We start from the raw sequence: 26138 nt of genomic DNA, 5'->3' as shown, positions 1-26138 counted from the left end.
GTGCCCGCGTCACCAGATGAGGGCCGCCCCGCAGAGGGCGAACGCGAGCGTGCACAGCGCCGCGAGCAGCGCCCCCCGGTGGGAGAGCGGCGCGGGTCGCGCCGCCCCCAGGGACCGGATGCGGCGGTGGGCGACCGCCAGGAACCCGACCCACACCAGAGCCGTCAGCGCCAGCCCGGACAGCCGCGCGGCGCCCGCCCCGTCCTGGACGGCCTGCTTGACGGCCAGCACGGCCACCACCGTGCACGACAGGGTCGTACGCCGCCACGCGAGCCGGGTCCGCTCCGGCTGGAGCCCCGGGTCCCGGGCCGCCCCGGCGGCGCTGCCCCCCGCCCCCGCGCCGAGCCCCCTCATCCGGTCCAGCCGAAGACGACGACCACCACCATCGCGAGCGCCACGACGGCCACCACGAGGCTGAGCACCGCAGGGAACCGGGACACCGGCAGGTCCTCGCCGCGCCGCATCGCCCGCTCGCAGCGCACCCAGTGGTTCACGGCGCGCAGGGCGCACAGCACCCCGGCCGCGAGCAGCGCGAGCGCGAGCCCGACCCGGACCCCCCAGCGCAGGTCCGGCAGGAACTGGTCCACGGCGAAACCGCCGCCGACGAGCGCGAGCGCGGTGCGGACCCAGGCCAGGAACGTCCGCTCGTTGGCCAGCGAGAAGCGGTAGTCGGGGGTCTCGCCCTCGTCCCGGATCCGCTGGGGCGCGAACCACAGCCGCAGGCTCCGCACGAATTCGCTCACCCGCGCACCCTAACCGCCGGACCCGCGCCCGGCGCCCTCACCGACTCCGTCGTGCGCCCGCAGCAGCTCCCAGGCCGCGAGCCCGTCCGGCACCCATTCCCACGGGTCGGCCCCGCCCGGCAGCCGTGCGCCCAGCTCCTCCTCCGTGAGGAAGCCGTGCCAGGCGACCTCCTCCACCTGGGGGCGGACCGGCAGCTCGCAGACGACCTCGTAGACCGCCGACCACCACTTGCCGGCGACGCCGCCGGAGTCGTACAGGAACCGCAGGACCGGCTCGGGCCGGGGCAGCCCCGAGACGCCGAGCTCCTCCTCCGCCTCGCGCAGCGCGGCCTCGTCGTACGACTCGCCGGCGCCGACGACACCACCGACGAACATGTCGTACAGGGAGGGGTAGACCAGCTTCGTGGCCGTCCTGCGGTGCACGAAGTACCGCCCGCGCGGGTCCCGGACCCGGATGAAGACGCAGCGGTGTATCAGACCCCGCGCGTACACCTCACCGCGTGGGGCCCGCCCGGTCACCCGGTCGTGCTCGTCGACGACGTCGAGAATCTCTTCGGCGCTCATGGCCCCATGGAATCACTGCCCCATGACGTACGAGACCGTCGGGCCGGTCGTCCATCCGCCGTCCACGGCGAGCTCCGCGCCCGTCACGTACGAGGCCGCGTCCGAGAGCAGGAAGACGACCGCGCCCGCGATCTCGTCCGCCTCGCCGACCCGGCCCATGGGCGTGTTGGGGTACTTGCCCGGCCCGCGCTCGATGCCGACGGAGGCGGTCATCGGGGTGTACGTCATGCCGGGGTGGACGGAGTTGACCCGGATGCCGGCCGTGCCGAGCTCCACCGCGCCGATCTTCGTCAGGCCGCGCACGCCCCACTTGGAGGCACCGTAGCCGGCGGTGAGGGCCAGGCCCATCAGGCCCGCGGCGGAGGAGATGTTGACGATCGAGCCGCCCCCGGCCTCCTTCATCGCCGGTATCGCGGCCTTCATGCCGATGAAGACACCGGTCAGGTTGACGTCGAGGACCTTGCGGAAGTGCTCGACGGACTCGGTCTCCAGGAAGGCGCCCGTGGAGATGCCCGCGTTGTTCACCAGGCCGTGCAGCCTGCCGAACTCGGCCACGGCGTACGCGACGGCCGCCGCCCACTCCTCCTCCGAGGTGACATCGTGGTGCAGGAAACGGGCCCGCTCGCCGAGCGCCTCGGCGGTCGCCTCGCCGTCCTCGTCGAGCACGTCGGTGACGACCACGTTCGCCCCGGCGGCCACCGCCTGCCGGGCGGCCTCCGCTCCCAGGCCGCGGGCGCCGCCGGTGACGAGGACGGTCTTGCCGGTGAGGTCGATCATGAGGGGTCCTTCCGGAGAGGTGTGACGCTCCGGGGCCGCGGGGCCCGGAGGAGCGCGGTGGTGGTCCCGACGAGGTCGGCGAGGAAGAGCGGCTCGTCGGTGAGCGGCTCGGTGCCGTCGAGGTACTGCCGGGCGCGGTCCGCCAGGGCGGCGCCGACGACGGTGAGCGCCAGGTCGAGGCGCTCCAGGAGCAGCGGCTCGGGGAGCCCCTCGGCGGCGAGCCGGTCGGCGACCCGCTCGATCAGGCGCCAGGCGCCGGTGCCGGCGAGCGTGGGGTGCGGGGTGCGGGCGCGCACGCCGCTCTCGTGGCTGAGCTGCGCGGAGATCCGCAGGCAGCGGCGGCCCCGGTCGGTGCGCAGCTCGCTCGCCTCTGCGGTGACGAGGGCGGCGACCAGGCCGTGCAGCTCATCGCCTCCGCCCCCATTTCCCTCACGCGGGACGGCGTCGAGCAGCGGCGCGAGCACCGCTTCCGTACGGGCCTGGCGGCCGGCCATGACGGCGTCGAGGAGCCCGGCGCGCGAGCCGAAGTGGTACTGGACGGCGGACGGGTTGGCCTGTCCTGCGAGGCGGACGACGTCCCGCAGCTGCGCGCCGTCGACGCCCCGGGCGGCGAAGAGTTCCTCCGCCGCGCGGATCAGCCGCTCCCGGGTCTCGGGTCCGGATGTTCTGCCCATGACCCCATGCTAATGCTCGACATTAAAAAATGGGAGGGAAGGGAGGACGGCGAAACCGTTGACTCGATACATTCGTGTATCCAAGATGCGGTCCATGCCCCATGACGCCGATGTGATCGTGATCGGGGCCGGCCTCGCCGGTCTCGTCGCCACCGCCGAGCTGGTCGACGCCGGCCGCTCCGTGATCCTCCTCGACCAGGAGCCCGAGCAGTCCCTCGGCGGCCAGGCCCACTGGTCCTTCGGCGGACTCTTCCTCGTCGACTCGCCCGAACAGCGCCGCATGCGCATCAAGGACAGCCGCGACCTCGCCCTCCAGGACTGGCTCGGCACCGCCGGCTTCGACCGCCCGGAGGACGTCTGGGCCCGCCGCTGGGCGGAGGCGTACGTCGACTTCGCCGCCGGCGAGAAGCGCTCCTGGCTGCACGCGCGCGGGGTGCGGTTCTTCCCCGTCGTCGGCTGGGCCGAGCGCGGCGGCTACGACGCGAACGGCCACGGCAACTCCGTCCCCCGCTTCCACATCACCTGGGGTACGGGACCGGGCCTCGTCGAGCCCTTCGCCCGCAAGGTCCGCGAGGGCGCCGCCCGCGGCCTCGTCGACCTCCGCTTCCGCCACCGCGTCACCGCCCTCGGCCGCACCGGCGGAACCGTCGACACCGTCTCCGGCGAGATCCTGGAACCCTCGGACGCCGCCCGCGGCGCCGCCAGCAGCCGCACCGCCACCGGCGCCTTCGAACTGCGCGCCCAGGCCGTGATCGTCACCACCGGAGGCATCGGCGGCAACCACGACCTCGTGCGCGCCCAGTGGCCCGCCCGGCTCGGCACCCCGCCCGCCCGGCTGCTCTCCGGCGTGCCCGCCCACGTCGACGGACTGATGCTCGGCATCGCCGAGAAGGCCGGGGCCCACCACGTCAACCGCGACCGGATGTGGCACTACACCGAGGGCATCGAGAACTGGGACCCCATCTGGGCCCGGCACGGCATCCGCATCCTGCCCGGACCGTCCTCCCTCTGGCTCGACGCCACCGGCAAGCGGCTGCCCGTCCCGCTCTTCCCCGGCTTCGACACCCTCGGCACCCTCGAACACATCATGCGGACCGGCCACGACCACACCTGGTTCGTCCTCGACAAGCGGATCATCGGCAAGGAGTTCGCCCTCTCCGGCTCCGAACAGAACCCCGACCTCACCGGCAAGTCGATCCGCGACGTCCTCGTCCGCGCCCGCGCCGACGTCCCGGCGCCCGTCCAGGCGTTCATGGACCGGGGCGCCGACTTCGTCGTCGAGAAGGACCTCGCCTCCCTCGTGCGCGGCATGAACCGCGTCACCGGCGAGGACCTGATCGACGAGACGGCCCTGCGCCGCGAGATCACCGCCCGCGACCGCGAGATCACCAACCCCTTCACCAAGGACCTCCAGGTCACGGCGGTTCGCGGCGCCCGCCGCTACCTCGGCGACCGGCTCATCCGCACGGCGGCCCCGCACCGCATCCTCGACCCCGCTGCGGGCCCCCTGATCGCCGTCCGCCTCAGCATCCTCACCCGCAAGTCCCTCGGCGGCCTCCAGACCGACCTCTCCTCCCGCGTCCTGACCGAGACCGGCGACCCGCTGCCCGGCCTGTACGCGGCGGGCGAGGCGGCCGGCTTCGGCGGCGGCGGCGTCCACGGCTACCGCTCCCTCGAAGGCACCTTCCTCGGCGGCTGCATCTTCTCGGGCCGCGCGGCGGGCCGCTCGGCGGCCCGCTCGGTCGACTGAGCGACCGAGCCTGGGGCGCCGCCTCACGCGCGAGGGCCGGCCGTGGAGACGACGTACGCCTCCACGACCGGCCCCTCCCGCATCAGCCACCCCCCCCATGCACCGACCGCTCCCGCGCTACAGCACCAGCGACAGCAGCAGCACGAACACCAGCCCCACGACCGAGATGATCGTCTCCATCACCGACCAGGTCTTGACCGTCTGGCCGACGTTCAGGCCGAAGTACTCCTTCACCAGCCAGAACCCGGCGTCGTTCACGTGGCTGAAGAAGAGCGAGCCCGCACCGATCGCGAGGACGAGCAGCGCCGTCTCACCCGTCGACATGCCCTCCGCCAGCGGAGCCACCAGGCCGGCCGCCGAGATCGTGGCGACCGTCGCCGAGCCCGTCGCGAGCCGGATCGCCACCGCGATCAGCCAGGCGAGCAGCAGCGCCGGGATCGACCAGTCCTTGGAGAAGTCGAGGATCATCTGACCGACGCCGATGTCGATCAGGGTCTGCTTGAAGCCGCCGCCCGCGCCGACGATCAGCAGCACGCCCGCGATCGGGGCGAGGGACTTCTCGACGGTGGAGGAGAGCCGCTCCTTGGTGAAGCCGGCCGCCCGGCCCAGCGTGAACAGGCCCACTATGACGGCGGCGAGCAGCGCGATCAGCGGCGAGCCGATGACGTCGGTGACCTTCTGGACGCCGTTCTCCGGGTCGTCGACGACGATGTCGACGAGCGCCTTCACCAGCATCAGGACGACCGGCAGCAGCACCGTGGCGACGGTGACGCCGAAGCCGGGGCGCTTCTCCAGGTCCTCGGACGGGCGCGTCGGGATCATGTGCTCGGGGGCCGGGACGTCGACCCAGCGGGCCGCGTACCGGGAGAAGACCGGCCCGGCGATGATCACGGTCGGGACCGCGACGACGAGACCGAGGGCGAGGGTGACGCCCAGGTTGGCGCCGACGGCGTCGATCGCGACGAGCGGGCCGGGGTGCGGCGGGATGAGCCCGTGCATCACCGACAGGCCGGCCAGGGCCGGGATGCCGATCCGCATCAGCGAGTAGTTGCCGCGCTTGGCGACCATGAGGACCACCGGGATCAGCAGCACGATGCCGACCTCGAAGAAGAGGGGCAGGCCGATCACGGAGGCGATGAGGACCATCGCCCAGGGCATGGCCCGGCCGCCGGCCTTGGCGAGGATCGTGTCGACGATCTGGTCGGCGCCGCCCGAGTCGGCGAGGAGCTTGCCGAGGATCGCGCCGAGCGCGATGAGCACGCCCACGCCGGCCACGGTGGCACCGAGTCCGGTGGTGAACGACTTGATGGTGTCGGCGAGCGGGGCGCCGGCGAACGCGCCCAGCGCGAGCGACCCGATGGTCAGCGCGAGGAACGCGTGCAGCTTGAACGTGGTGATGAGCAGGACGATGACGGCGATGCCGGCGAGTACGGCGATGCCCAGCTGGGCGTTGCCGGCCGAGGTGATCGGTTCGACGGCGTCCGCTGCCAGGGTCTCGACGCTGAGACGGGTCACGGTGGGGTCCTTCGTACGGGCAGGGGGGAAGGGGACGGAGAGGCTCAGCCGGCCAGGCCGCGCAGGGCGGCCACGGCACGGGCGGCGATCTCCTCGGGGGTGCCGGAGACGTCGACGGCGACGCCGGCCTCGTCGTCCTGCAGCGGCTGCAGGGTGGCGAACTGGGAGTCGAGCAGGGCGGTCGGCATGAAGTGGCCCTTGCGGCCGGCCATCCGCGCCTCGATCAGCTCGCGGTCGCCGGTCAGATGGAGGAAGACGACTCCGGGCGCGGCGGCGCGCAGCCGGTCCCGGTAGATCCGCTTGAGGGCGGAGCTGCTCACCACCCCGCCGAGCCCGGCGCGACCGTGCGCCCACTCCCCGATGGCGTCGAGCCAGGGCCCCCGGTCCTCGTCGTCGAGGGGGACCCCGGCCGACATCTTGGCGACGTTGGCCGCCGGGTGGAAGTCGTCGCCCTCCGCGTACGGGAGGGCGAGCGCCCTCGCCACCAGCGGGCCGATCGTCGTCTTGCCGGTCCCGGCGACGCCCATCACGACGACGACGGGGGGACCGGTGCGGGGGGTGGTGCTCATGGGGGTGCCTCGCTGTCTTCTTCGACATCGATTCGTGGATCCGTCGCGCTCATGAAACCCATTGGGTACGACGTATTCAAGAGGCTGTGACATAAAAGTCGTACTTTTCATTCCCCGCTGTGATCGCCCGGGGGAGCGCGCATAGGCTGATCACCATGACGACACCGGCCCAGGGGCTCCACTCCCACGTCCTGGCCACCCTGGGCCTCGCGATCACCGCCGGGGAGTACCCCCCGGGCACCGTGCTGCGCACCGACGAGCTGGCCCGGCGCTTCGACGTCTCCCGGACCGTCGTCCGCGAGGTCGTGCGCGTCCTGGAGTCCATGCACCTCGTCGAGTCCCGCCGCCGCGTCGGCGTCACCGTCCTGCCGACCGCCAGCTGGAACGTGTACGACCCCCAGGTCATCCGCTGGCGCCTGGCCGGCGCCGACCGCCCCCGTCAGCTCCGCTCGCTCACGGTGCTCCGCTCGGCCGTCGAGCCGGTCGCCGCGGGGCTCGCCGCCGAGAACGCCACCCCCGAGCAGTGCCGCGAGCTGACCGAGTGCGCCCTCGGCATGGTCGCCACCTCGCGCGGCCGCCGCCTGGAGGAGTACCTCGTCCACGACATCGCCTTCCACCGGGTCGTCCTCAACGCCTCCGGCAACGAGATGTTCGCCCGCCTCGGCGACGTCGTCGCCGAGGTCCTCGCCGGCCGCACCCACCACCACGTGATGTTCGAGGACCCCGACCCGGCCGCCGTCACCCTCCACGTCCAGGTCGCCGAGGCAGTACGGGAACGGGACGCGGCCCGCGCCGAGGCGCTGACCCGCGAGATCGCGGTCGGCGCGCTCAAGGAGCTGGACGTCCTCGCCCCGTGAGGCGCCGCGGGCCCAGCCGCCTCCGTAAGTTCACCCGTGCGTAACCTCTGAACTAGCTCAAATACGGGCGTTCAGTGAATTCGCTCACAGTCAGTCACCCCAGCTTGCCGTGAGGATGTCCGCTGGCCGTGCCGAGAGCCCCACAAGGGCACGGCCGGGTACCGCACAGCCCACCCCCTCACGAAGGCGAACAACTCCATGAGTGACCGCGTCTCCACTGCGGCCGACCCGCTGTCCGCCACCGCGGCCCCCGGGCCGACGGCGTCCCCCCACATCGACGCCGGCGACGCCGGATACCGCAAGGACCTCAAGTCCCGGCACATCAACATGATCGCCATCGGCGGCGCCATCGGCACCGGTCTGTTCCTGGGCGCCGGCGGCCGCATGGCCAACGCCGGACCCTCCCTCTTCATCGCGTACGCGGTCTGCGGCGTCTTCGCCTTCTTCGTGGTCCGCGCCCTCGGCGAGCTCGTGCTCTACCGCCCCTCCTCCGGCGCCTTCGTCTCCTACGCCCGTGAGTTCATGGGCGAGAAGGGCGCCTACACGGCCGGCTGGCTCTACTTCCTCAACTGGTCGACCACCGCCGTCGCCGACATCACCGCCGCGGCCACCTACGCCCACTTCTGGTCGATGTTCAGCGACGTCCCGCAGTGGATCCTCGCCCTGATCGCCCTCGCGGTCGTCCTCGCCGCCAACCTCATCTCCGTGAAGTACTTCGGCGAGATGGAGTTCTGGTTCGCGATCGTCAAGGTCGCCGCGCTCGTCGCCTTCATGCTCGTCGGCATCTTCCTCGTCGTGACCTCGCACGACGTCGGCGGCCACACCCCCGGCTTCGGCAACATCACCGAGAACGGCGGCATCTTCCCCAACGGCATGATGCCGATGCTGCTGCTCATCCAGGGCGTCGTCTTCGCCTACGCCTCCGTCGAGCTCTGCGGCGTCGCCGCCGGCGAGACCGAGAACCCCGAGAAGATCATGCCGAAGGCGATCAACTCGATCATGTGGCGCGTCGGCCTCTTCTACGTCGGCTCCGTCGTCCTGCTCGCGCTGATCCTCCCGTACACCGCGTACTCCGGCGACCAGAGCCCCTTCGTCACCGTCTTCGACAAGCTCGGCATCCCCGGCGCCGCCGGCGTGATGAACCTCGTCGTCCTGACGGCCGCGCTCTCCAGCCTCAACTCCGGCCTGTACTCCACCGGCCGCATCCTGCGCTCCATGTCGCTGTCCGGCTCCGCGCCCAAGTTCACCGGCGTCATGAACAAGGGCGGCGTCCCCTACGGCGGCATCCTGCTGACTGCGGGCTTCGGCGTCGCCGGTGTCCTCCTCAACTTCGTGATGCCCGAGGACGCCTTCGAGCTCGTCCTCAACTTCGCCTCCATCGGCATCATCGGCACCTGGGCCATGATCATGGTCTGCTCGCTGCTCTTCGTGCGGCGCGCCAAGGAGGGCAGGCTCACCCGGCCCGCCTACCAGCTGCCCTGGGCCCCCTACACCCAGATCGTGACCCTGGTCTTCCTCGCCTCCGTCGTGGTCCTCATGTGGATGGACGGCGGCATCGGACGCACCACCGTCAACTGCCTGCCGCTCATCGCGGCCGCGCTCGTCGGCGGCTGGTTCCTGGTCCGCGGCCGGGTCCGCGCGACCGCCGCGGCGAACCGCGGCTGATCCTCCCGTCGTCCTCCCCCGACGGGACGGGAGCGAGACCCCCGCAGGGCACGACCTGCGGGGGTCTCGCGTTTCCTCAGGAGACAGTGGTACGCAGGAGCCGTACAAGATCAGCCCGGAGGAAGGACAGTTCACATGCCACAGCAGGTCCAGGGGGTCGTCGCCCCCGGCAGGAACGAGCCCGTGCGGGTCGAGACGATCGTGATCCCCGACCCCGGCCCCGGCGAGGCCGTCGTGAAGATCCAGGCCTGCGGCGTCTGCCACACCGATCTCCACTACAAGCAAGGCGGGATCAACGACGAGTTCCCCTTCCTCCTCGGCCACGAGGCCGCCGGGGTCGTGGAGTCCGTCGGCGACGGCGTCACCGACGTCGCCCCCGGCGACTTCGTCGTCCTCAACTGGCGCGCCGTCTGTGGCACCTGCCGCGCCTGTCTGCGCGGCCGCCCGTGGTACTGCTTCGCCACCCACAACGCCCGGCAGCGCATGACCCTCCTCGACGGCACCGAGCTCTCGCCGGCCCTCGGCATCGGCGCCTTCGCCGAGAAGACCCTCGTCGCCGCCGGCCAGTGCACCAAGGTCGACCCCACCGTCGCCCCCGAGGTCGCGGGCCTCCTCGGCTGCGGCGTCATGGCCGGCATCGGCGCCGCGATCAACACCGGCGAGGTCGGCCGCGGCGACACCGTCGCCGTCATCGGCTGCGGCGGCGTCGGCGACGCGGCCGTCGTCGGCTCCCGCCTCGCCGGAGCCGCGAAGATCATCGCGGTCGACATCGACGACCGGAAGCTGGAGACGGCGAAGGCGATGGGCGCCACCCACACCGTCAACTCCCGCACCACCGACCCCGTCGAGGCGATCCGCGCCCTCACCGGCGGCTTCGGCGCCGACGTCGTCATCGAGGCCGTCGGCCGCCCCGAGACGTACGAGCAGGCCTTCTACGCCCGCGACCTCGCCGGCACCGTCGTCCTCGTCGGCGTGCCCACCCCCGAGATGAAGCTCGAACTCCCCCTTCTCGACGTCTTCGGCCGCGGCGGCTCCCTCAAGTCCTCCTGGTACGGCGACTGCCTGCCCTCCCGCGACTTCCCGATGCTCATCGACCTGCACCAGCAGGGCCGCATCGACCTCGCCGCCTTCGTCACCGAGACCATCGGCCTCGGCGACGTCGAGAAGGCCTTCGCCCGCATGCACGAGGGCGACGTCCTGCGCTCGGTGGTGGTGCTGTGATGGCCGCCCGCATCGACCACCTCGTCACCTCCGGCACCTTCAGCCTCGACGGCGGCACCTGGGACGTCGACAACAACGTCTGGATCGTCGGCGACGACACCGAGGCGATCGTCATCGACGCCGCCCACGACGCCGACGCCATCCTCGCCGCCCTCGACGGCCGCACCCTGCGCGCCATCGTCTGCACCCACGCCCACGACGACCACATCGACGCGGCACCCGCGCTCGCCGCCGCCACCGGCGCCCGCATCCTGCTGCACCCCGCCGACCAGCCGCTGTGGAAGCAGACGCACCCCGACCACAGCCCGGACGGCGAACTCGCCGACGGCCAGGTCCTCACCATCGCGGGAACGGACCTCACCGTCCTGCACACCCCCGGCCACGCCCCCGGCGCCGTCAGCCTCTACGCCCGCGACCTGGGCACCGTCTTCACCGGCGACACCCTCTTCCAGGGCGGCCCCGGCGCCACCGGCCGGTCCTTCTCCCACTTCCCGACGATCATCGGCTCGATCCGCGAGAAGCTCCTCACGCTCCCCCCGGAGACGGTGGTGCGGACCGGCCACGGCGACGCGACCACCATCGGCGCTGAGGCGCCCCAGCTCCAGGAGTGGATCAACCGAGGGCACTGAGCCGCAGCCGGCTCTCGAACCGCATCGCCACGCCCGTGACCGGGTCGGTGAACTCCAGCGTCCGCGCCAGCAGCTGCAGCGGCCGCCCGAAGTCCTCCGGCCCGTCCTCACGGACCACCGGGTAGACCGGATCGTGCAGGATGGGCAGCCCCAGCGCGTTCATGTGGACCCGCAGCTGGTGCGTCCGCCCGGTCACCGGCACGAGCCGGTACCGCCCGAGCCCGCCCCGCCGCTCCACGAGCTCGATCCGGCTCTCGCTGTTCGGCTCGCCCGGCTCCTCCCGGGCGGCCATCACCCCGCGCTCCTTCACGATCCGGCTCCGCACGGTCACCGGCAGCTCCACCGCCGGATCGTACGGAGCCACCGCCTCGTACTCCTTGTGCACGACCCGGTCCCGGAACAGCGTCTGGTACGCCCCCCGGTCCTCCGGCCGTACGACGAAGAGCACGAGCCCCGCCGTCAGCCGGTCCAGCCGGTGGGCGGGCTGCAGCCGGGGCAGCCCCAGGTCGCGCCGCAGCCGGGCCAGCGCGGTCTCCGTGACGTGCCGCCCGCGGGGCATGGTCGCCAGGAAGTGCGGCTTGTCCACGACCAGGATCCGCTCGTCCCGGTGCACGACCCCGATCCCGTACGGCACCGGCGTCTCGGCCGGGAAGTCCCGGTGGAACCAGAGGTCCCGCCCCGCCGCGTACGGCTCGTCCCCGTCGGCCGCCCGCCCGTCGGCCCCGACGAACCGCCCCGCCGCCAGCATCTCCTCGATCCGTGCGGCTCCGACGGCCGCCCCGTACCGCTCGAGCAGGTACTCCCGCACGCTCGTCCAGGCGCCCGCGGGGTCCTCGGGCAGCCGCACCCGCACCGCGTCGATCCCGTCCCGCTGGGGGAGCGGAGAGGAGGGGGCCTTGGATCTGCGTCGCACCGGACCTACCGCCGTAACAAGAAGGACCCCACATGATGTGGGGTCCTTCGCTGGTGTCCGAGGGGGGACTTGAACCCCCACGCCCGATAAAGGGCACTAGCACCTCAAGCTAGCGCGTCTGCCATTCCGCCACCCGGACAGGTGATCTGTCGTCCGGCCCGCTGGGCCCTTCCGACGAGGAAAACCATAGCAAACATTCGAGGTGGTCGATCACCACCCGTCCGGCCCCCCGCGGGGGACCGGCGCAGGTCGGCCGAGGGGCGCCCTTGGGAGCGGGGAGCATCCGCGCGAGGATGGGGGCGATCGCAAGGAAGCACGTGGGGCACGGAGTGGGAGGAAGCAGCGTGAGCGAGTCGAACACGACCGGGAGCGTCAGGGGCGAGGACGAGGTCGTGGACCTCTGTCGCGACCTGATCCGCATCGACACCAGCAACTACGGCGACCACTCGGGCCCCGGCGAGCGGGCGGCCGCCGAGTACGTCGCGGAGAAGCTGGCCGAGGTGGGTCTCGAACCGAAGATCATCGAGTCGCACCGGGGGAGGGCCTCGACCGTCGCCCGCATCGAGGGCGAGGACCCGTCGCGCCCGGCGTTGCTCATCCACGGCCACACCGACGTCGTCCCGGCCAACGCCGAGGACTGGACCCACCACCCCTTCTCCGGCGAGGTCGCCGACGGCTGCGTCTGGGGCCGCGGCGCGGTCGACATGAAGGACATGGACGCCATGACCCTCGCGGTCGTCCGCGACCGGCTCCGCAGCGGCCGCAAGCCCCCGCGCGACATCGTCCTCGCCTTCCTCGCCGACGAGGAGGCCGGCGGCACCTACGGCGCCCGTCACCTCGTCGACAAGCACCGCGACCTCTTCGACGGGGTCACCGAGGCCATCGGCGAGGTCGGCGGCTTCTCGTTCACGGTCAACGAGAACCTGCGGCTCTACCTGGTCGAGACGGCCCAGAAGGGCATGCACTGGATGCGGCTCACGGTCGAGGGCACCGCGGGCCACGGCTCGATGACCAACAGCGACAATGCCATCACGGAGCTCTGCGAGGCCGTCGGGCGCCTCGGCCGCCACCAGTGGCCGGTGCGGGTGACCAAGACCGTGCGGAGCTTCCTCGACGAGCTGTCGGACGCCCTCGGCACCCCGCTCGACCCCGAGGACATGGACGCCACCCTCGCCAAGCTCGGCGGCATCGCCAAGATGGTCGGCGCCACCCTCCGCAACTCCGCCGCCCCGACCATGCTCGGCGCCGGCTACAAGGTGAACGTCATCCCCGGTCAGGCCACCGCGCACGTCGACGGCCGCTTCCTGCCCGGGTACGAGGAGGAGTTCCTCGCCGACCTGGACCGGATCCTCGGCCCGCGCGTGAAGCGCGAGGACGTCCACGGCGACAAGGCCCTGGAGACCAGCTTCGACGGCGCCCTCGTGGACGCGATGCAGCTCGCGCTGCGCGCCGAGGACCCGATCGCCCGCGCCGTGCCGTACATGCTCTCCGGCGGCACCGACGCCAAGTCCTTCGACGACCTCGGCATCCGCTGCTTCGGCTTCGCCCCGCTCCAGCTGCCGCCCGAGCTCGACTTCGCCGGCATGTTCCACGGCGTGGACGAGCGGGTCCCCGTCGACGGCCTGAAGTTCGGCGTCCGCGTCCTGGACCGCTTCATCGACGCCTGCTGAATTCGATCGCCCGTACGCACGTGACCGGAAAGAGTGAATGCACCCGGGGGCCGTAGCCCCCACCCGTCCCCCTCGTTACAGGTGATGCGGTCCGCGGCTGGGGCCGCATTGTCAACTAGGAGGAATAATGATCAAGAAGGTCGTCGCTGCTGCGGCTGCCACCGGCGGTCTCGTTCTCGCGGGCGCGGGCATGGCCGTCGCCGACGCGGGTGCCCAGGGTGCGGCCATCGGCTCCCCCGGTGTCCTCTCGGGCAACGTCGTCCAGGTGCCGGTTCACATCCCCGTGAACGTGTGCGGCAACACGGTCTCCGTGATCGGTCTGCTGAACCCCGCCTTCGGCAACACCTGCGTCAACGCCTGACGTTGTCCCTCGCCCCGTGAGGGTGTGAGCCGGTCCGGCCCCGGAGTGCGTGCCATGCACTCCGGGGCCGGTGGCCATTTCGGGCCCGGGTGTTCCGCCCGGTGGTCCTCTTGGAAGCCGAGAAGGCGATGAGCCGATAAGGCAGGGAAAGCAAGCAATGCGACAGGTCACACGCAAGGGCCTCATCACGGTCGCGGCCGCGGGAGGCGTTTTCGCCGCTCTCGGCGGCGGTTACGCGAACGCCGACTCCGGCGCGAGCGGTACGGCCACGAATTCTCCGGGCGTCGCGTCCGGAAACACCGTCCAGGTCCCGGTCCACGTGCCGGTGAACGCCTGCGGCAACACCGTCAGCGTCGTCGGACTCCTCAATCCGGCGATGGGGAACACGTGCGCCAACGTCTCGAAGCCCGGCAAGCCGGGCAAGCCCGGCGGCGGCTCCTCCGCCGAGGGGGGCAGCAGCAACTCGCCCGGCGTGGGCTCCGGCAACGTCGTCCAGGTGCCCGTCGACGTACCGGTCAACGTCTGCGGCAACAGCGTCACGGGCGTCGGCGCGCTGAACCCGGCGGCGGGCAACAACTGCGGCAACGGCGTCGAGCCGACGAAGCCGGGCAATCCCGGCAACCCCGGTAATCCGGGTAACCCGGGGAACCCCGGCAACCCGGGCAACCCGGGGAACCCGGGGAATCCCAGCAACCCGGGGAACCCCGGCAATCCGGGTAACCCGGGCAACCCCGGTACGCCCGGCAACCCCGGCACCCCGGCCACGCCGTCCACTCCGGGGACGCCGACCCCGCCCGGGACCGACGGCGGGTCGAACGAGCCCGGTGCCCACGGGATCACCCCGCCGCGTGCCGACGAGGAGCTCGCCGAGACCGGCTCCGGGATGCTCGGCGTGGCCGCCCCCGTCGGCGCCGGACTGCTGCTCGCGGGCTCGCTGATCTACCGCCGCGCCCGCCGCGCCGCCTGACCCGACGCGCGCACCACGCACAGGGGCCCCGCACAGCGCGGGGCCCCTTCTCGTCGTCTCACGGTCTCACCGTCTCACCAGGTCGCCCGGACCTGGCGGATGATCCGGCGCTTCAGCCGCACCCTGCGGCTCCCGTCACGGTGCAGGCTCAGGCGGTCCAACTCCCAGTGTCCGTACTCGGCATGGTCGGTCAGGAGCCGCGTGGCCTCCTTGCGGGAGACACCGCGCGGCACGTACACGTCGACAAATTCGTATTCCGGCATCGGTATCTATTGTGCGGGCACCGGCCCGGTACGGATAGCGTCTGTCCCATGTCTGATGCTGCGCAGCCCACCGCTGCCGAGGTACGTGCCGCCGCCGAGGCGGTCAAAGCCGCACTGGACCGTCACCTCGCGGCGGTCGAACGCCGCTCGGGAGACGACGACCCGGCCGTCTACGAGGCCTTCAACGCCCTTGCCACGGCGGCCGAGGCCTACGACGAAATCCTCTACGACCGCTACGACGAGGTGACCCCCTTCGAGATCCCGGGAGCCGACGACCGCCTCCCGCCCTACGCCGGACCTGACGAACCTCACGCCCTCAGCCTGCTGATCCGCCGCGACTACGCCGTCGTCGAACCCAAGCGGCTGATCGCGCAGGCCCGGCGCGTCACCGCGCTCGACCGGGACGCCGACGGGCCCTCCGGGACGGCGGCCGCGCTCGGCGTCGTCTTCGGCGAGTACGAGCCCGACGAGATCGCGTCGCGGCACAAGGAGTTCGGCCTGGAGGAGGGCGACTCCACGCTCTGGCTCAGCACGGCCGACGAACCGCCCGAGCCGGGGGAGTGGCTCGACAGTCCCTTCGAGCACGTCGACCCGGAGCGGGTCGTCTGCCGCTTCGACATCAGCTCCGTCTTCGATGAGGAGTTCGACGAGGACGCCGAAGAAACCGAGGACGTCGAAGACGCCGAGGCCGAGGACGCGGAGGACGTGGAGCCCGAGGGCGCCGCCGCCCGCTTCTGACGGGCGCCGCACGAGCGAGGAGGGCCGGGACACCCACGGGTGCCCCGGCCCTCCGTCCTTCACTCCTCGTCGGCGGCGAGCAGCCCCTCCAGGAGCGGCCGCAGCCGGGTCGTGCGCTCCGGGGCCGGCCGCTCGGCGACCGCCCGCGCGAGGGCCTGCTCCACCCCGTGCACCACCGAGAGGTGCCGCTCCGCCCGGCCGAAGGCCGTGTACACCCAGGGCCGGGTCAGCCACTGGCCCGCGTCGCCGGGCAGGACGACGACCACCGCGGGCCAGCGCCCGCCGACCGCCTGGTGCGCGGTGAGCGCCCAGCCGTGCCGCAGGGCCGACTCCACCCGCTCCTTCGGTACGACCGGCTCCTCGGTGCCGCAGCGCAGCCGCAGGCCCTCGGCGTCGGCCGAGAGGACCGTCCCGAGCACCGTCCGGCCCGGCGCGGGCGCGTACGCCACGCGGTCGCCCGGGTCGTAGCCGCCGAAGCGGCCGGGCCCCGGGTTGAGCCGCTGCTTGAGCGCCGCGTTGAGGGCGCGGGTGCCCGCGGAGCCGCCGTGGCCGACCGTGATCACCTGCGTCCGGTCCGCGGGCACCCCGATCGCCCGGGGCACCGAGTCCGCGACCAGCTGGACCGTGCGGTGCACGGCCTCGCCGGCGTCCCGGACCGGGACGATCACGACCTCCTTGCCCGGCGCCTCGACCTGGTTCAGCTCGCCGATGCCGATGCCCGACACCAGCTCGCCGATCGGGCCCGCGTCCGGGACCCGCGAGGCCACGCGCGGGCACACCCGGGCCGCGAGCACATCGGCGAAGACCCGTCCGGGGCCCGGGGCGCCGAGCACCTCCGGGTCCCCGCCGAGGACCAGGCGGCAGCCGTCGGGCAGCGACTCCACGAGCGTCGTCGCCGTCTCCACGTCCAGCTGCGGGGCGTCGAGGACGACGAGGAGGTCCAGGGCGAGGGCGCCGTCCTCGTCCCGGCCGGGGCCCGCCGCGCCGGAGAGCAGGGCGGTGAGGGTCACGGCGTCGGGGACCGCCCGCAGCCCCTCCGCGCTGTGCACGGCGACCAGGGTGCGCAGGCCGCGCGCGCGGGCCTCGGCGGCGAGCGCCACCGGTTCGGCGCGGGCCGCCTCGCCGCCCGTGTGGAGGACCAGCCCGTGGGCACCCGCCGCGCGGGCGAGTTCGGAGCCCTCCCAGGTCTCGGGGGTGGCCGTCCTGACCAGCCGGGCGAGCCCGTCGGCGAGGCTCTCCTCGGCCATCGCGTACCGGTCGAGGCCGAGCAGCACCGGCGCGTCCGGCTCCGGGGACGCCGCACCGGCGGACTCCTCCGGCTCCTCCGCCCCGTCGTCGTGCGCCTCGGTCTCCTCGGTCTCCTCCTGGAAGACCAGCACCGCGCCCTCGGCGACCGCGATCTCGACGGCCTTGTCCGGGTCGGGGACCCGGTGGCCCGCGAGGCCGGAGCGGACCGCGCCGGTCTCGACGGCGGTGTGTCCCTGCCGCGCCGCCTTCTCGAGGAGCCACACGGTGAGGGCGACGGCCCTGCGCGGGTCGTCGGGACCGCACTCGGCTCCGAGGAGCGCCCGCGCGAAGCGGTCGCCCTGCTCCGGCAGGACGCCCGGCACCGCGAGCAGCTGCCAGGGGTCGGCGCGCAGCGCGGCGGCCGCGTTGTCGCCGAGCGCGCGGGCCACCTCCCCGGCCAGTGACTCCGGAGCCCCGCCGCGGGCGAGCACCTCGCGCACCGCCTCGGTGGTCCCGGGGGCGGGCCCGGCCGGTCGTACGGCCTCGGACCCGGCGGCGTACGCGGGTACGGGTACGGGTGCGGGCGACGCCGGTGCCGCGGGCGGCTGCGGTGCGGGCTCCGGCGCCCGCGGCGGCTCCGCGAACACGGCGCTCGCCGCCTTGCCGCTCTCCACCGCCCGTACGGCCGCCAGCAGATCGGCCGCCGTCCCGCTCAGCTTGGCCCCGGCCGCGACGGGTCCGGCCTTCTCGGCCTTCCGCGCCTCGATCCGCGCCCGCAGCTCCCGCTGGGCCGCGAGCTCGGCCTGCGCCTCGCTCAGCTGCCCGGCCTCGCTCTCCTCCGCGCCCGCCCCCTCGGCCGTGGCGCCGGAATCCGCCTCCTTCTCCGTCCCCGTCTCCGCCTCCCCGTCGGCCCCGCCGTCCGCGCCGTCGACCTCCGGGGCGGTCGCCCCGCCCCCGGTGGACTCGGTGGGCTCCGTGGACTCGGCGGGCTCGGCGGCTGCCCCGGCCCCGCCGGGAGCATCGGCCGGCTCGGTGGTCTCGGTGACGGGCTCGACGGAGGGGTCGGTCACAGGGTGCTCCAGTCGTGATCCGGATAGCGGTGCACCGGGGCCGACACATCGTCGAGCGCCCGGCAGATCTCGTCAGGAAGACTAAGGGTCTCCACCGACAACGCGGCCGTGAGCTGGCGTGCCGTCCGCGCGCCGACGATCGGGGCGGTCACCCCCGGCCGGTCGCGGACCCACGCGAGGGCCACGTGCAGCGGGGTCGTCGCGAGGCCGTCGGCCGCCGTCGCGACGGCGTCCACGATCCGGCTCGCCGCCTCGTCGAGGTACGGCTCCACGAACGGAGCCATCGTCTCCGACGCCCCGCGCGAGTCCCCCGGGGTCCCGCCGCGGTACTTGCCCGTCAGCACCCCGCGCCCCAGCGGCGAGGACGGCAGCAGGCCTATCCCCAGGTCCAGCGCGGCGGGCAGCACCTCGCGCTCGACGCCCCGCTGGAGCAGCGAGTACTCCAGCTGCGCCCCCGCGAGCCGGGTCCGGTCGCCGCCGAGCTGCCAGGTGCCGGCCTTCGCCAGCTGCCAGCCGCAGAAGTTCGCCACGCCCGCGTACCGGGCCCGGCCGCTGCGCACCGCGATGTCGAGCGCCTGGAGCGACTCCTCAAGGGGCGTGTACGGGTCGAAGGCGTGCAGCTGCCAGAGGTCGACGTGGTCGGTGCCGAGCCGGTCGAGCGAGGCGTCGAGGGCCGCGAGCAGATGGCCGCGCGAACCGTCGGTGCGCCGGTCCGGGTCCGGCACGCTGCCGGCCTTGGTCGACAGGACGAGGTCCCGGCGCGGCACCAGCCGCTCCATCAGTCGCCCGAGCAGGTACTCCGCCTCGCCGCCCCCGTACACGTCGGCGGTGTCGACGAGCGTCCCGCCCGCGTCCCAGAACGCCTTCAACTGTTCGGCCGCGTCGTGCTCGTCGGTGTCCCGGCCCCACGTGAGGGTGCCGAGCCCGAGACGCGACACGCGCAGGCCGGTACGTCCGAGATGCCTCTGCTCCATGGCCGCGAGATTACTGGCCAGGGCACCACGCGGAGAGAGCCTGTGGACAACGGAGCCCTGACGGATGCGGGGACCGCGCGCTAGAGTCCCCGGCACAGGGACGTTACCGATGGGTAAGGGGTGCGTGGAATGCGGCTCGGCATCAACCTCGGCTACTGGGGCGCCGGCATGGACGGCGACAACCTCGCCGTCGCCCAGGAGGCGGACCGCCTCGGCTACGACGTGTGCTGGGCCGCGGAGGCGTACGGCTCCGACGCCCCCACCGTCCTGTCCTGGGTCGCGGCGAAGACCGAACGGATCGACGTCGGCTCCGCGATCATGCAGATCCCGGCCCGCCAGCCCGCCATGACGGCGATGACCGCCGCCACCCTCGACTCCCTCTCCGGCGGCCGCTTCCGGCTCGGCCTCGGCGTCTCCGGCCCCCAGGTCTCCGAGGGCTGGTACGGCGTCAAGTTCGACAAGCCGCTCGCCCGCACGCGCGAGTACGTCGAGATCGTCCGCAAGGCCATGTCCCGCGAGCGCCTCACCCACGACGGCGAGCACTGGACCCTGCCGCTCCCCGACGGCCCCGGCAAGCCCATCAAGCTCACCGTCCACCCGCAGCGCGAGCACATCCCCGTCTACATCGCGGCCATCGGACCCAAGAACCTGGAGCAGACGGGCGAGATCGCCGACGGCGCCCTGCTGATCTTCCCCTCCGCCGAGCACCTGGAGGAGACGGCCCTGCGCCCCCTGCGCGCCGGACGCGAGAAGGCCGGCCTCACCATGGACGGCTTCGACGTCTGCCCGACCCTCCCGATCGCCCTCGGGGACGACGTGGACGCGCTGGCGGACGTGTTCCGCCCGTACACGGCCCTCTACGTCGGCGGCATGGGCAGCCGCAAGCAGAACTTCTACAACCAGCTCGCGCGGCGCATGGGGTACGAGAAGGAGGCCGCCGAGATCCAGGACAAGTACCTGGCGGGCGACAAGACGGGCGCGGCCGCCGCCGTGCCCCGCACCCTGATCGACCAGACCGCCCTGCTGGGCTCGGTGGAGCGGATCGCCGACCGGATGACCGCCTACGCGGCGGCCGGCGTCACCACCCTCACGCTCTCCCCGGCCGGTTTCACCCTCGACGAGCGGGTGGCGGCGCTGCGGGCGGGCGTCGAGGCGATGGAGCGCGCGGGCCTCGCGTAACGGCGGCCGGAGAGCGGCGGGAACGTCCGCGGCCGTGGTGGGGGCTCGGGGGTCTTCCCCGCCACGGCCGTCACGCAGAACAACGCGTCACGACGCCGGCGGTTACGGCCCCGCCCCTCACTCTTTCGGCCGAGCCCCGGACCCCTCCTGTTGCCCGCCGTCCCGGACCGCATTTGACTCGGTCTCCCGGACGGACGTCCGCATCCGCAGGGAAGGTGGCGGCGATGCTCACGGCGAAGAGCGTGTTCCAGGAGATCATCGACGACGACGAGGCCTTCCGGCTCTTCTGCTCGATCGCCGCAAGCGGCGAAGCGCAGGGCGGCTGGGAGAACGCGCGGATCGCGGCCCTCGTCGCCCCCGGCATGCGCGAGCTGGCGCCCAAGATCACCCGGCACGGCGCCGACGAGGACAAGCACGGCCGCATCTTCCACGCGCTCATGCACAAGCGCGGCCTCGACCCCGTCCCCGTACCCCCCGACACCGACTACACGATGCTCCTCGAAGAGCGCGGCATCGGCCTCGCGCACTCCAAGCTGCGCGGCGACCGGCCGCTCACCGAGGAGGACGTCGTCGTCTACCTCTCCCACAGCCGGGTCACCGAGGAACGGGCCGCGGCCCAGATGCAGCTGCTGGTGAAGTACTTCGGGGACCACCCCGAGCTCGGCAAGGCCATCAGGATGATCTGCAACGACGAGGACAACCACCTCGCCTACTGCCACGAGGAGCTGCTCCGGCTCGCCCGCGCGGGCCACGGCCGGCTGATCCAGCGCACCCTGCGCGCCTCCGCGCTCGCCGAGATCCAGGTCTACCGGGACGTCAGCCTCGCCGTCATGGGCCACATGGGCCGCATCCTGCGCTGGCCCCGTCCCAAGGCCGCCGCCCTCGCCGCCGGGATCCACGGCGTGTACGCGTACGAGCGGGCCGCCGGCTGGCACCGCATGGTCGACCTCCGGATGCCCGAGCGGCTCGACGCCCTCGGCGGCCCGGCCACCCCGGCCCCCGCCTTCTGAACCACCGCGCGCGCCTGCCGGCCTCGTCGCCCCGCGACCCCCGACCTACATCCAGCCCCGGCGCTTGAACAGCCGGTACAGGCCCACGACGGCCCCCGCCATCACCACGATCACCACCGGGTACGACCCCGCCCAGTGCAGCTCCGGCATGTGGTCGAAGTTCATGCCGTAGATCCCCGCCACCATGGTGGGGACCGCGGCCATCGCCGCCCACGCCGAGATCTTCCGCATGTCGTCGTTCTGCCGCACCCCCATCTGCGCCAGATGCGCCGACAGGACGTCCGACAGCAGCCGGTCGAGCCCCTCCACCTGCTCGTTGGCGCGGGTCAGATGGTCCTCCACGTCCCGGAAGAACGGCCGCGCCTCCTCGTGCACGAACGGCACCGTGCCCGACGTCAGCCGCGACATCGGCGCCCGGAGCGGGCCGCTGGCCCGACGGAACTCCAGGACCTGCCGCTTCGCCGTGTAGATCCGCTCCGCCGTGTTCCCCGGCCGGCCGCCGCCCGCCGGGGTGAAGACGTCCGCCTCCAGCTCCTCCAGGTCCACCTGGAGCTCCCCGGCCACCTCCACGTAGTGGTCCACGATCGCGTCGCTGACCGCGTACAGCACCGCCGTCGGGCCGTGCCTCAGCAGTTCGGGGTCGGCCTCCAGCCGCCTGCGCACCGCCGCCAGCGGCGCGCCCTCGCCGTGCCGCACGGTCACCACGAACGAGTCGCCCATGAACAGCATCAGCTCGCCCGAGGAGACCCGGTCGCTCTCCGGCTCGTACAGCACCGGCTTGAGGACGACGAACAGCGAGTCGTCGTACACCTCCAGCTTGGGGCGCTGATGGGCCTTCAGGGCGTCCTCGACGGCCAGCGGATGCAGCGCGAACTCCGAGGTGACGTGGTCGAACTCCGCCGGTGTCGGCTCGTGCAGTCCCACCCACAAGAAGGCGTCGCCCGCCGCCCTGGCCTCCTCCAGGGCCTGCGAGAGGTCGGCGGGGCCGCCCGTCCGGCGCCCGTCCCGATAGATGGCCGAGTCCACGATCATGCGCCGCATTCTTCCCCGTCCGCCCCGACCCACGCATGCGCGCTCCGCTCGGGGCCTGTCCTACGCTGGCGGGCATGGCCACGCTGATCCTCGTCCGGCACGGACGCTCCACCGCCAACACCTCCGCGGTCCTCGCCGGGCGCACGCCCGGTGTGGCGCTCGACGAGCGCGGGGCCGCGCAGGCCGCCGCGCTGCCCGGACGCCTCGCGGGCGTACCGCTCGCCGCCGTCGTCTCCAGCCCCCTCCAGCGCTGCCGCGAGACCGTACGGCCCCTCCTGGACGCCCGGCCGGGACTCCCGCTGCACGTCGAGGAGCGGATCAACGAGTGCGACTACGGCGACTGGTCGGGGCGCAAGCTCGCCGAGCTGGGCGACGAACCGCTGATGGAGGTCGTCCAGGCCCACGCCTCCGCCGCCGCCTTCCCCGGCGGCGAGTCCATGCGCGCCATGCAGGACCGCGCCGTCGAGGCCGTACGGGACTGGAACGCGCGGATCGAGGCCGAGCACGGCGAGGACGCCGTCTACGCCATGTGCTCCCACGGCGACATCATCAAGTCGATCGTCGCCGACGCCCTCGGCCTCCACCTGGACCTCTTCCAGCGCGTCCACGTCGACCCCTGCTCGGTCACCGTCATCCGCTACACGCGCCTGCGGCCCTTCCTCGTACGCCTCGGCGACACCGGGGACTTCGCCGCGCTCGCCGCGCGCGAGACGCCCGGCGACGGGGGGACGGCGGAGGTCGGCGGCGGCGCGGGCGCACCGTGATCCCTTCGCGCAGTAGGGTGGACGCGCCGCAGTAGTACGACTGTCGAGACGCAAGGGAGCCGGGAACGTGTCCCGTCAGGTGTTCCTCTACGACCCACCGGAGCGTTTCGTGGCCGGTACGGTCGGACTGCCTGGCCGCCGCACCTTCTTCCTCCAGGCGTCCGCGGCCGGCCGGGTCACCAGCGTCGCCCTGGAGAAGACCCAGGTCGCGGCCCTCGCCGAGCGCATCGACGAACTCCTCGACGAGGTCGTGCGCCGCACCGGGGGCAACGCCCCCGTCCCCGCCGTCGCCCCCGCCGACATCGCGGACACCGCCCCCCTCGACGTCCCCGTCGAGGAGGAGTTCCGGGTCGGCACCATGGCGCTCGCCTGGGACGGCGAGGAACAGCGCATGATCGTCGAGGCGCAGGCCCTCGTCGAACTGGAGGCCGACTCCGACGAGGACCTCGCCGAGGCCGAGGAGCGGCTGCTCCAGGACGAGGAGAACGGCCCGCCCATGCTCCGGGTCCGCCTCACCGGCGCCCAGGCGCGCGCCTTCGCCAAGCGGGCCCTCGACGTGGTGAACGCCGGCCGCCCGCCGTGTCCCCTGTGCAGCCTGCCGCTGGACCCGGAGGGCCACGTCTGCCCCCGCCAGAACGGATACCGTCGCGGAGCATGAGCAGTCCCGAAGGACCGCGCGACGCCGAGCTGCTCGCGCGCGGTGAGCTGACCGTGCGCGGCCGCGTCCGCGAGGCCTCCAACGCCGTGCTGTACTGCTCGGTCGCGTACGGGGGCAGGGAAGCGGCCTGCGTCTACAAGCCGGTCGCGGGGGAGCAGCCCCTGTGGGACTTCCCCGACGGCACGCTCGCCCAGCGCGAGGTCGCCGCCTACGAGATCTCCGAGGCCACCGGCTGGGGGCTGATCCCGCCGACCGTGCTGCGCGACGGGCCGTACGGGGAGGGCATGGTCCAGCTCTGGGTCGAGGTCGACCCGGAGGCGCGGCTGCTGGCGCTCACCGAGGACGAGGAGGCGGCCGAGGGCTGGAAGGCGATCGGGCCCGCCGAGGTCGGCGAGGGCCGCACCGCGCTCCTCGTGCACGCCGACACCCCCGCGCTGCGGCGGCTCGCCGTCCTCGACGCCGTCATCAACAACGGCGACCGCAAGGGCGGCCATCTGCTGCCGGCCCCCGGCGGGCGGCTGTTCGGCATCGACCACGGCGTCACCTTTCACGTCGACGACAAACTGCGCACCCTGCTGTGGGGGTGGGCGGGCGAGCCGCTGCCCGGCGAGGCGGCGGAGGTCCTCGACGGACTCGACGCGGCGCTCGCGCCCGGCGCGCCCCTCGTCACCCGTCTGGCGGAGCTGCTCACGGCGGCCGAGGTGGACGCGCTGCGGGGCCGGGTCGGGGCGCTGCGGGCCGCCGGGCGGCACCCGGAGCCGTCGGGGCAGTGGCCCGCGATCCCCTGGCCGCCGGTCTGAGGGCCCTGTTCCGAGCCCGCGCGGCCGGAGGTGATCCGGGTCACAGGTTCGGTCGCGCTTTTTCGGCCAGATCCGTGCAGGGGCCATGAATGCCTCGGGGGATGCACGCACGCCCCCGACCCGCAAGAGCGCCTAATCGGTCAAGATCTTCGATCCGGTTCGTATCCGGAACACCTGTCCGGTTACGCTCGGGTCATGCATGCCTGGCCCGCTTCTGAGGTCCCCGCCCTGCCCGGCAAGGGCCGCGACCTCCGGATCCACGACACCGCGACCGGCGGACGAGTGACCCTCGCCCCCGGCCCCGTCGCCCGTATCTACGTCTGCGGCATCACGCCGTACGACGCGACCCACATGGGTCACGCGGCGACCTACAACGCGTTCGACCTCGTGCAGCGCGTGTGGCTCGACACCAAGCGGCAGGTGCACTACGTCCAGAACGTGACGGACGTCGACGACCCCCTCCTGGAGCGCGCCCTCCGCGACGGCATCGACTGGGTCGGCCTCGCCGAGCGCGAGACCGCCCTCTTCCGCGAGGACATGACCGCCCTGCGCATGCTGCCGCCCCAGCACTACATCGGCGCGGTCGAGGCCATACCCGGCATCGTGCCGCTCGTCGAGCGGCTGCGCGACTCCGGCGCCGCCTACGAACTCGACGGAGACATCTACTTCTCCGTCGAGGCCGACCCGCACTTCGGCCGGGTCTCGAACTACGACACCGAGCTGATGCGCCACCTCTCCGCCGAGCGCGGCGGCGACCCGGACCGGCCCGGCAAGAAGAACCCCCTCGACCCGATGCTCTGGATGGCCGCCCGCGAGGGCGAGCCGAGCTGGGACGGCGGCAGCCTCGGCAGCGGACGCCCCGGCTGGCACATCGAGTGCGTCGCCATCGCCCTCGACCACCTCGGCATGGGCTTCGACGTGCAGGGCGGCGGCTCCGACCTGATCTTCCCGCACCACGAGATGGGCGCCTCGCACGCCCAGACCCTCACCGGCGAGTTCCCGATGGCCACGGCGTACGTCCACGCCGGCATGGTGGCGCTCCACGGCGAGAAGATGTCCAAGTCCAAGGGCAACCTCGTCTTCGTCTCCGCGCTCCGCCGCGACGGCGTCGACCCGGCCGCCATCCGGCTCGCCCTGCTCTCCCACCACTACCGCGCCGACTGGGAGTGGACCGACCAGGTCCTCCAGGACGCCGTCGACCGGCTCGACCGCTGGCGCGCCGCCGTCTCGCGCCCCGACGGCCCGTCCGCCGACGCCCTCGTCGAGGAGGTCCGCGAGGCCCTCGCCGACGACCTGGACGCCCCGGCCGCGCTCGCCGCGGTCGACCGCTGGGCCGACCTCCAGACCGCCGCGGGCGGCACCGACGAGTCCGCCCCGGGCCTCGTCTCCCGTACGGTCGACGCCCTCCTCGGCGTCGCGCTGTAGCGCCGGACGTCCCCCACGACGCGGACCGCTCCCCCCCCACCATCCGGCGGGGTGGGGGGGACGGCCAGGCCGCCGGGGCGATCACCCCACTCTGAGACTCTGTCACCCCTGTACTACACTCAC

Annotated in this window: 27 protein-coding genes and 1 tRNA gene; 15 read left to right on the top strand and 13 right to left on the bottom strand. The window is 73.1% G+C overall.

The genetic code is table 11. The features are described 5' to 3' along the window. Positions 1–9 precede the first annotated feature (9 nt). The 5 genes from ACWDVG_RS27350 to ACWDVG_RS27330 are packed head-to-tail and all read right to left on the bottom strand — an operon-like array spanning position 10 to position 2758. A complete protein-coding gene (locus tag ACWDVG_RS27350) occupies positions 10–354 on the bottom strand; it encodes a DUF202 domain-containing protein (RefSeq protein ID WP_451702902.1) in 345 nt (114 codons plus the stop codon). Then, positions 351–743 carry a YidH family protein gene (locus ACWDVG_RS27345; protein WP_451702900.1) on the bottom strand — a complete coding sequence of 131 codons (393 nt, stop codon included), beginning with the start codon at positions 741–743 and terminating at the stop codon, positions 351–353. The genes ACWDVG_RS27350 and ACWDVG_RS27345 overlap by 4 nt, the downstream gene beginning before the upstream one ends. A gap of 9 nt (positions 744–752) precedes the next feature. After that, positions 753–1307, bottom strand: coding sequence for an NUDIX domain-containing protein (locus ACWDVG_RS27340; RefSeq protein WP_451702898.1), 555 nt, complete (start codon positions 1305–1307; stop codon positions 753–755). 12 nt (positions 1308–1319) lie between these two features. Further along, positions 1320–2084, bottom strand: coding sequence for a glucose 1-dehydrogenase (locus tag ACWDVG_RS27335; RefSeq protein WP_451702895.1), 765 nt, complete (start codon positions 2082–2084; stop codon positions 1320–1322). Next, entirely contained in the window at positions 2081–2758 is a 678-nt protein-coding gene (locus ACWDVG_RS27330; RefSeq protein WP_451702893.1) for a TetR/AcrR family transcriptional regulator, read from the bottom strand. Before ACWDVG_RS27330 ends, ACWDVG_RS27335 begins: the two co-directional genes overlap by 4 nt. 94 nt (positions 2759–2852) lie before the next feature. Between ACWDVG_RS27330 and ACWDVG_RS27325 the strand changes: the two genes are divergently transcribed. After that, positions 2853–4508: an FAD-binding dehydrogenase gene (locus tag ACWDVG_RS27325; protein WP_451702891.1), complete on the top strand. Its 1656-nt coding sequence runs from the start codon at positions 2853–2855 to the stop codon at positions 4506–4508. 117 nt (positions 4509–4625) lie between these two features. On the opposite strand, the gene ACWDVG_RS27320 is transcribed toward ACWDVG_RS27325, so the two are convergent. Both ACWDVG_RS27320 and ACWDVG_RS27315 read right to left on the bottom strand, forming a co-directional pair. Continuing rightward, positions 4626–6023: a GntP family permease gene (locus tag ACWDVG_RS27320; protein WP_451702889.1), complete on the bottom strand. Its 1398-nt coding sequence runs from the start codon at positions 6021–6023 to the stop codon at positions 4626–4628. 44 nt (positions 6024–6067) lie between these two features. Then, positions 6068–6592 (bottom strand): gluconokinase, encoded by a 525-nt coding sequence (locus ACWDVG_RS27315; protein ID WP_451702886.1) that lies wholly within the window; start codon positions 6590–6592, stop codon positions 6068–6070. Positions 6593–6747: 155 nt separating this feature from the next. On the opposite strand from ACWDVG_RS27315, the gene ACWDVG_RS27310 reads away from it, so the two are divergent. The 4 genes from ACWDVG_RS27310 (at position 6748) to ACWDVG_RS27295 (ending at position 10964) form a co-directional block, all read left to right on the top strand. Beyond that, entirely contained in the window at positions 6748–7449 is a 702-nt protein-coding gene (locus ACWDVG_RS27310) for a FadR/GntR family transcriptional regulator (protein WP_451702883.1), read from the top strand. Positions 7450–7647: 198 nt separating this feature from the next. Next, on the top strand, positions 7648–9114 hold the full coding sequence (locus ACWDVG_RS27305; RefSeq protein ID WP_451702881.1) for an amino acid permease: 1467 nt from the start codon (positions 7648–7650) through the stop codon (positions 9112–9114). Between the two features lie 135 nt (positions 9115–9249). Further along, on the top strand, positions 9250–10335 hold the full coding sequence (locus tag ACWDVG_RS27300; RefSeq protein WP_451702879.1) for an S-(hydroxymethyl)mycothiol dehydrogenase: 1086 nt from the start codon (positions 9250–9252) through the stop codon (positions 10333–10335). Continuing rightward, positions 10335–10964, top strand: a complete 630-nt coding sequence (locus tag ACWDVG_RS27295) for an MBL fold metallo-hydrolase (RefSeq protein WP_451702877.1) — start codon at positions 10335–10337, stop codon at positions 10962–10964. Before ACWDVG_RS27300 ends, ACWDVG_RS27295 begins: the two co-directional genes overlap by 1 nt. On the opposite strand, the gene ACWDVG_RS27290 is transcribed toward ACWDVG_RS27295, so the two are convergent. Both ACWDVG_RS27290 and ACWDVG_RS27285 read right to left on the bottom strand, forming a co-directional pair. After that, positions 10948–11877: an RluA family pseudouridine synthase gene (locus ACWDVG_RS27290; RefSeq protein ID WP_451702874.1), complete on the bottom strand. Its 930-nt coding sequence runs from the start codon at positions 11875–11877 to the stop codon at positions 10948–10950. The two genes, ACWDVG_RS27295 and ACWDVG_RS27290, sit on opposite strands and share 17 nt — an antisense overlap. A 51-nt stretch (positions 11878–11928) precedes the next feature. Then, positions 11929–12016 (bottom strand) — tRNA-Leu (locus ACWDVG_RS27285). 205 nt (positions 12017–12221) lie between these two features. Between ACWDVG_RS27285 and ACWDVG_RS27280 the strand changes: the two genes are divergently transcribed. The 3 genes from ACWDVG_RS27280 to ACWDVG_RS27270 all read left to right on the top strand — a co-directional run bounded on the left by ACWDVG_RS27280 (position 12222) and on the right by ACWDVG_RS27270 (position 14875). After that, complete coding sequence (locus ACWDVG_RS27280) at positions 12222–13547, top strand: M20/M25/M40 family metallo-hydrolase (RefSeq protein WP_451702873.1); 1326 nt, start codon at positions 12222–12224, stop codon at positions 13545–13547. A 127-nt stretch (positions 13548–13674) separates the two neighbouring features. Beyond that, positions 13675–13908, top strand: a complete 234-nt coding sequence (gene chpH, locus ACWDVG_RS27275; protein ID WP_123450641.1) for a chaplin ChpH — start codon at positions 13675–13677, stop codon at positions 13906–13908. 157 nt (positions 13909–14065) lie between these two features. After that, entirely contained in the window at positions 14066–14875 is an 810-nt protein-coding gene (locus ACWDVG_RS27270) for a chaplin (protein ID WP_451702871.1), read from the top strand. Positions 14876–14949: 74 nt separating this feature from the next. Here the strand turns inward: ACWDVG_RS27270 and ACWDVG_RS27265 are convergent, their stop codons facing one another. Further along, on the bottom strand, positions 14950–15138 hold the full coding sequence (locus tag ACWDVG_RS27265; RefSeq protein ID WP_015032473.1) for a DUF5703 family protein: 189 nt from the start codon (positions 15136–15138) through the stop codon (positions 14950–14952). A 48-nt stretch (positions 15139–15186) separates the two neighbouring features. On the opposite strand from ACWDVG_RS27265, the gene ACWDVG_RS27260 reads away from it, so the two are divergent. Continuing rightward, complete coding sequence (locus ACWDVG_RS27260) at positions 15187–15876, top strand: hypothetical protein (protein ID WP_451702869.1); 690 nt, start codon at positions 15187–15189, stop codon at positions 15874–15876. 59 nt (positions 15877–15935) lie between these two features. Here the strand turns inward: ACWDVG_RS27260 and ACWDVG_RS27255 are convergent, their stop codons facing one another. Continuing rightward, on the bottom strand, positions 15936–18173 hold the full coding sequence (locus tag ACWDVG_RS27255; RefSeq protein ID WP_451702867.1) for a helix-hairpin-helix domain-containing protein: 2238 nt from the start codon (positions 18171–18173) through the stop codon (positions 15936–15938). Then, the gene (locus ACWDVG_RS27250; protein ID WP_451702865.1) at positions 18170–19147 is read right to left on the bottom strand and encodes an aldo/keto reductase; all 978 of its coding nucleotides are present in this window, start codon (positions 19145–19147) and stop codon (positions 18170–18172) included. Before ACWDVG_RS27250 ends, ACWDVG_RS27255 begins: the two co-directional genes overlap by 4 nt. A 129-nt stretch (positions 19148–19276) precedes the next feature. Here ACWDVG_RS27250 and ACWDVG_RS27245 point away from each other — a divergent pair, with 129 nt between their 5' ends. Together ACWDVG_RS27245 and ACWDVG_RS27240 are read left to right on the top strand one after the other, a co-directional pair. Continuing rightward, a complete protein-coding gene (locus ACWDVG_RS27245; protein ID WP_451702864.1) occupies positions 19277–20326 on the top strand; it encodes an LLM class F420-dependent oxidoreductase in 1050 nt (349 codons plus the stop codon). A gap of 224 nt (positions 20327–20550) precedes the next feature. Continuing rightward, positions 20551–21336, top strand: a complete 786-nt coding sequence (locus ACWDVG_RS27240; protein ID WP_451702862.1) for a ferritin-like domain-containing protein — start codon at positions 20551–20553, stop codon at positions 21334–21336. Between the two features lie 45 nt (positions 21337–21381). On the opposite strand, the gene corA is transcribed toward ACWDVG_RS27240, so the two are convergent. Continuing rightward, entirely contained in the window at positions 21382–22377 is a 996-nt protein-coding gene (gene corA, locus ACWDVG_RS27235; protein WP_451702859.1) for a magnesium/cobalt transporter CorA, read from the bottom strand. Between the two features lie 65 nt (positions 22378–22442). On the opposite strand from corA, the gene ACWDVG_RS27230 reads away from it, so the two are divergent. The 4 genes from ACWDVG_RS27230 to mshC all read left to right on the top strand — a co-directional run bounded on the left by ACWDVG_RS27230 (position 22443) and on the right by mshC (position 26015). Beyond that, a complete protein-coding gene (locus ACWDVG_RS27230) occupies positions 22443–23132 on the top strand; it encodes a histidine phosphatase family protein (protein ID WP_451702856.1) in 690 nt (229 codons plus the stop codon). A 67-nt stretch (positions 23133–23199) separates the two neighbouring features. Then, positions 23200–23790 (top strand): DUF3090 domain-containing protein, encoded by a 591-nt coding sequence (locus ACWDVG_RS27225; RefSeq protein WP_451702854.1) that lies wholly within the window; start codon positions 23200–23202, stop codon positions 23788–23790. Next, entirely contained in the window at positions 23787–24590 is an 804-nt protein-coding gene (locus ACWDVG_RS27220) for an SCO1664 family protein (protein WP_451702851.1), read from the top strand. The genes ACWDVG_RS27225 and ACWDVG_RS27220 overlap by 4 nt, the downstream gene beginning before the upstream one ends. A gap of 195 nt (positions 24591–24785) precedes the next feature. Continuing rightward, positions 24786–26015, top strand: a complete 1230-nt coding sequence (mshC, locus tag ACWDVG_RS27215; protein ID WP_451702849.1) for a cysteine--1-D-myo-inosityl 2-amino-2-deoxy-alpha-D-glucopyranoside ligase — start codon at positions 24786–24788, stop codon at positions 26013–26015. Positions 26016–26138 lie beyond the last annotated feature (123 nt).

It is taken from the genome of Streptomyces sp. NPDC003327, from assembly GCF_053589515.1.
The sequence above is the reverse complement of the archived record's forward strand: the minus strand, read 5'-3'. Positions and strand labels throughout refer to the sequence as shown.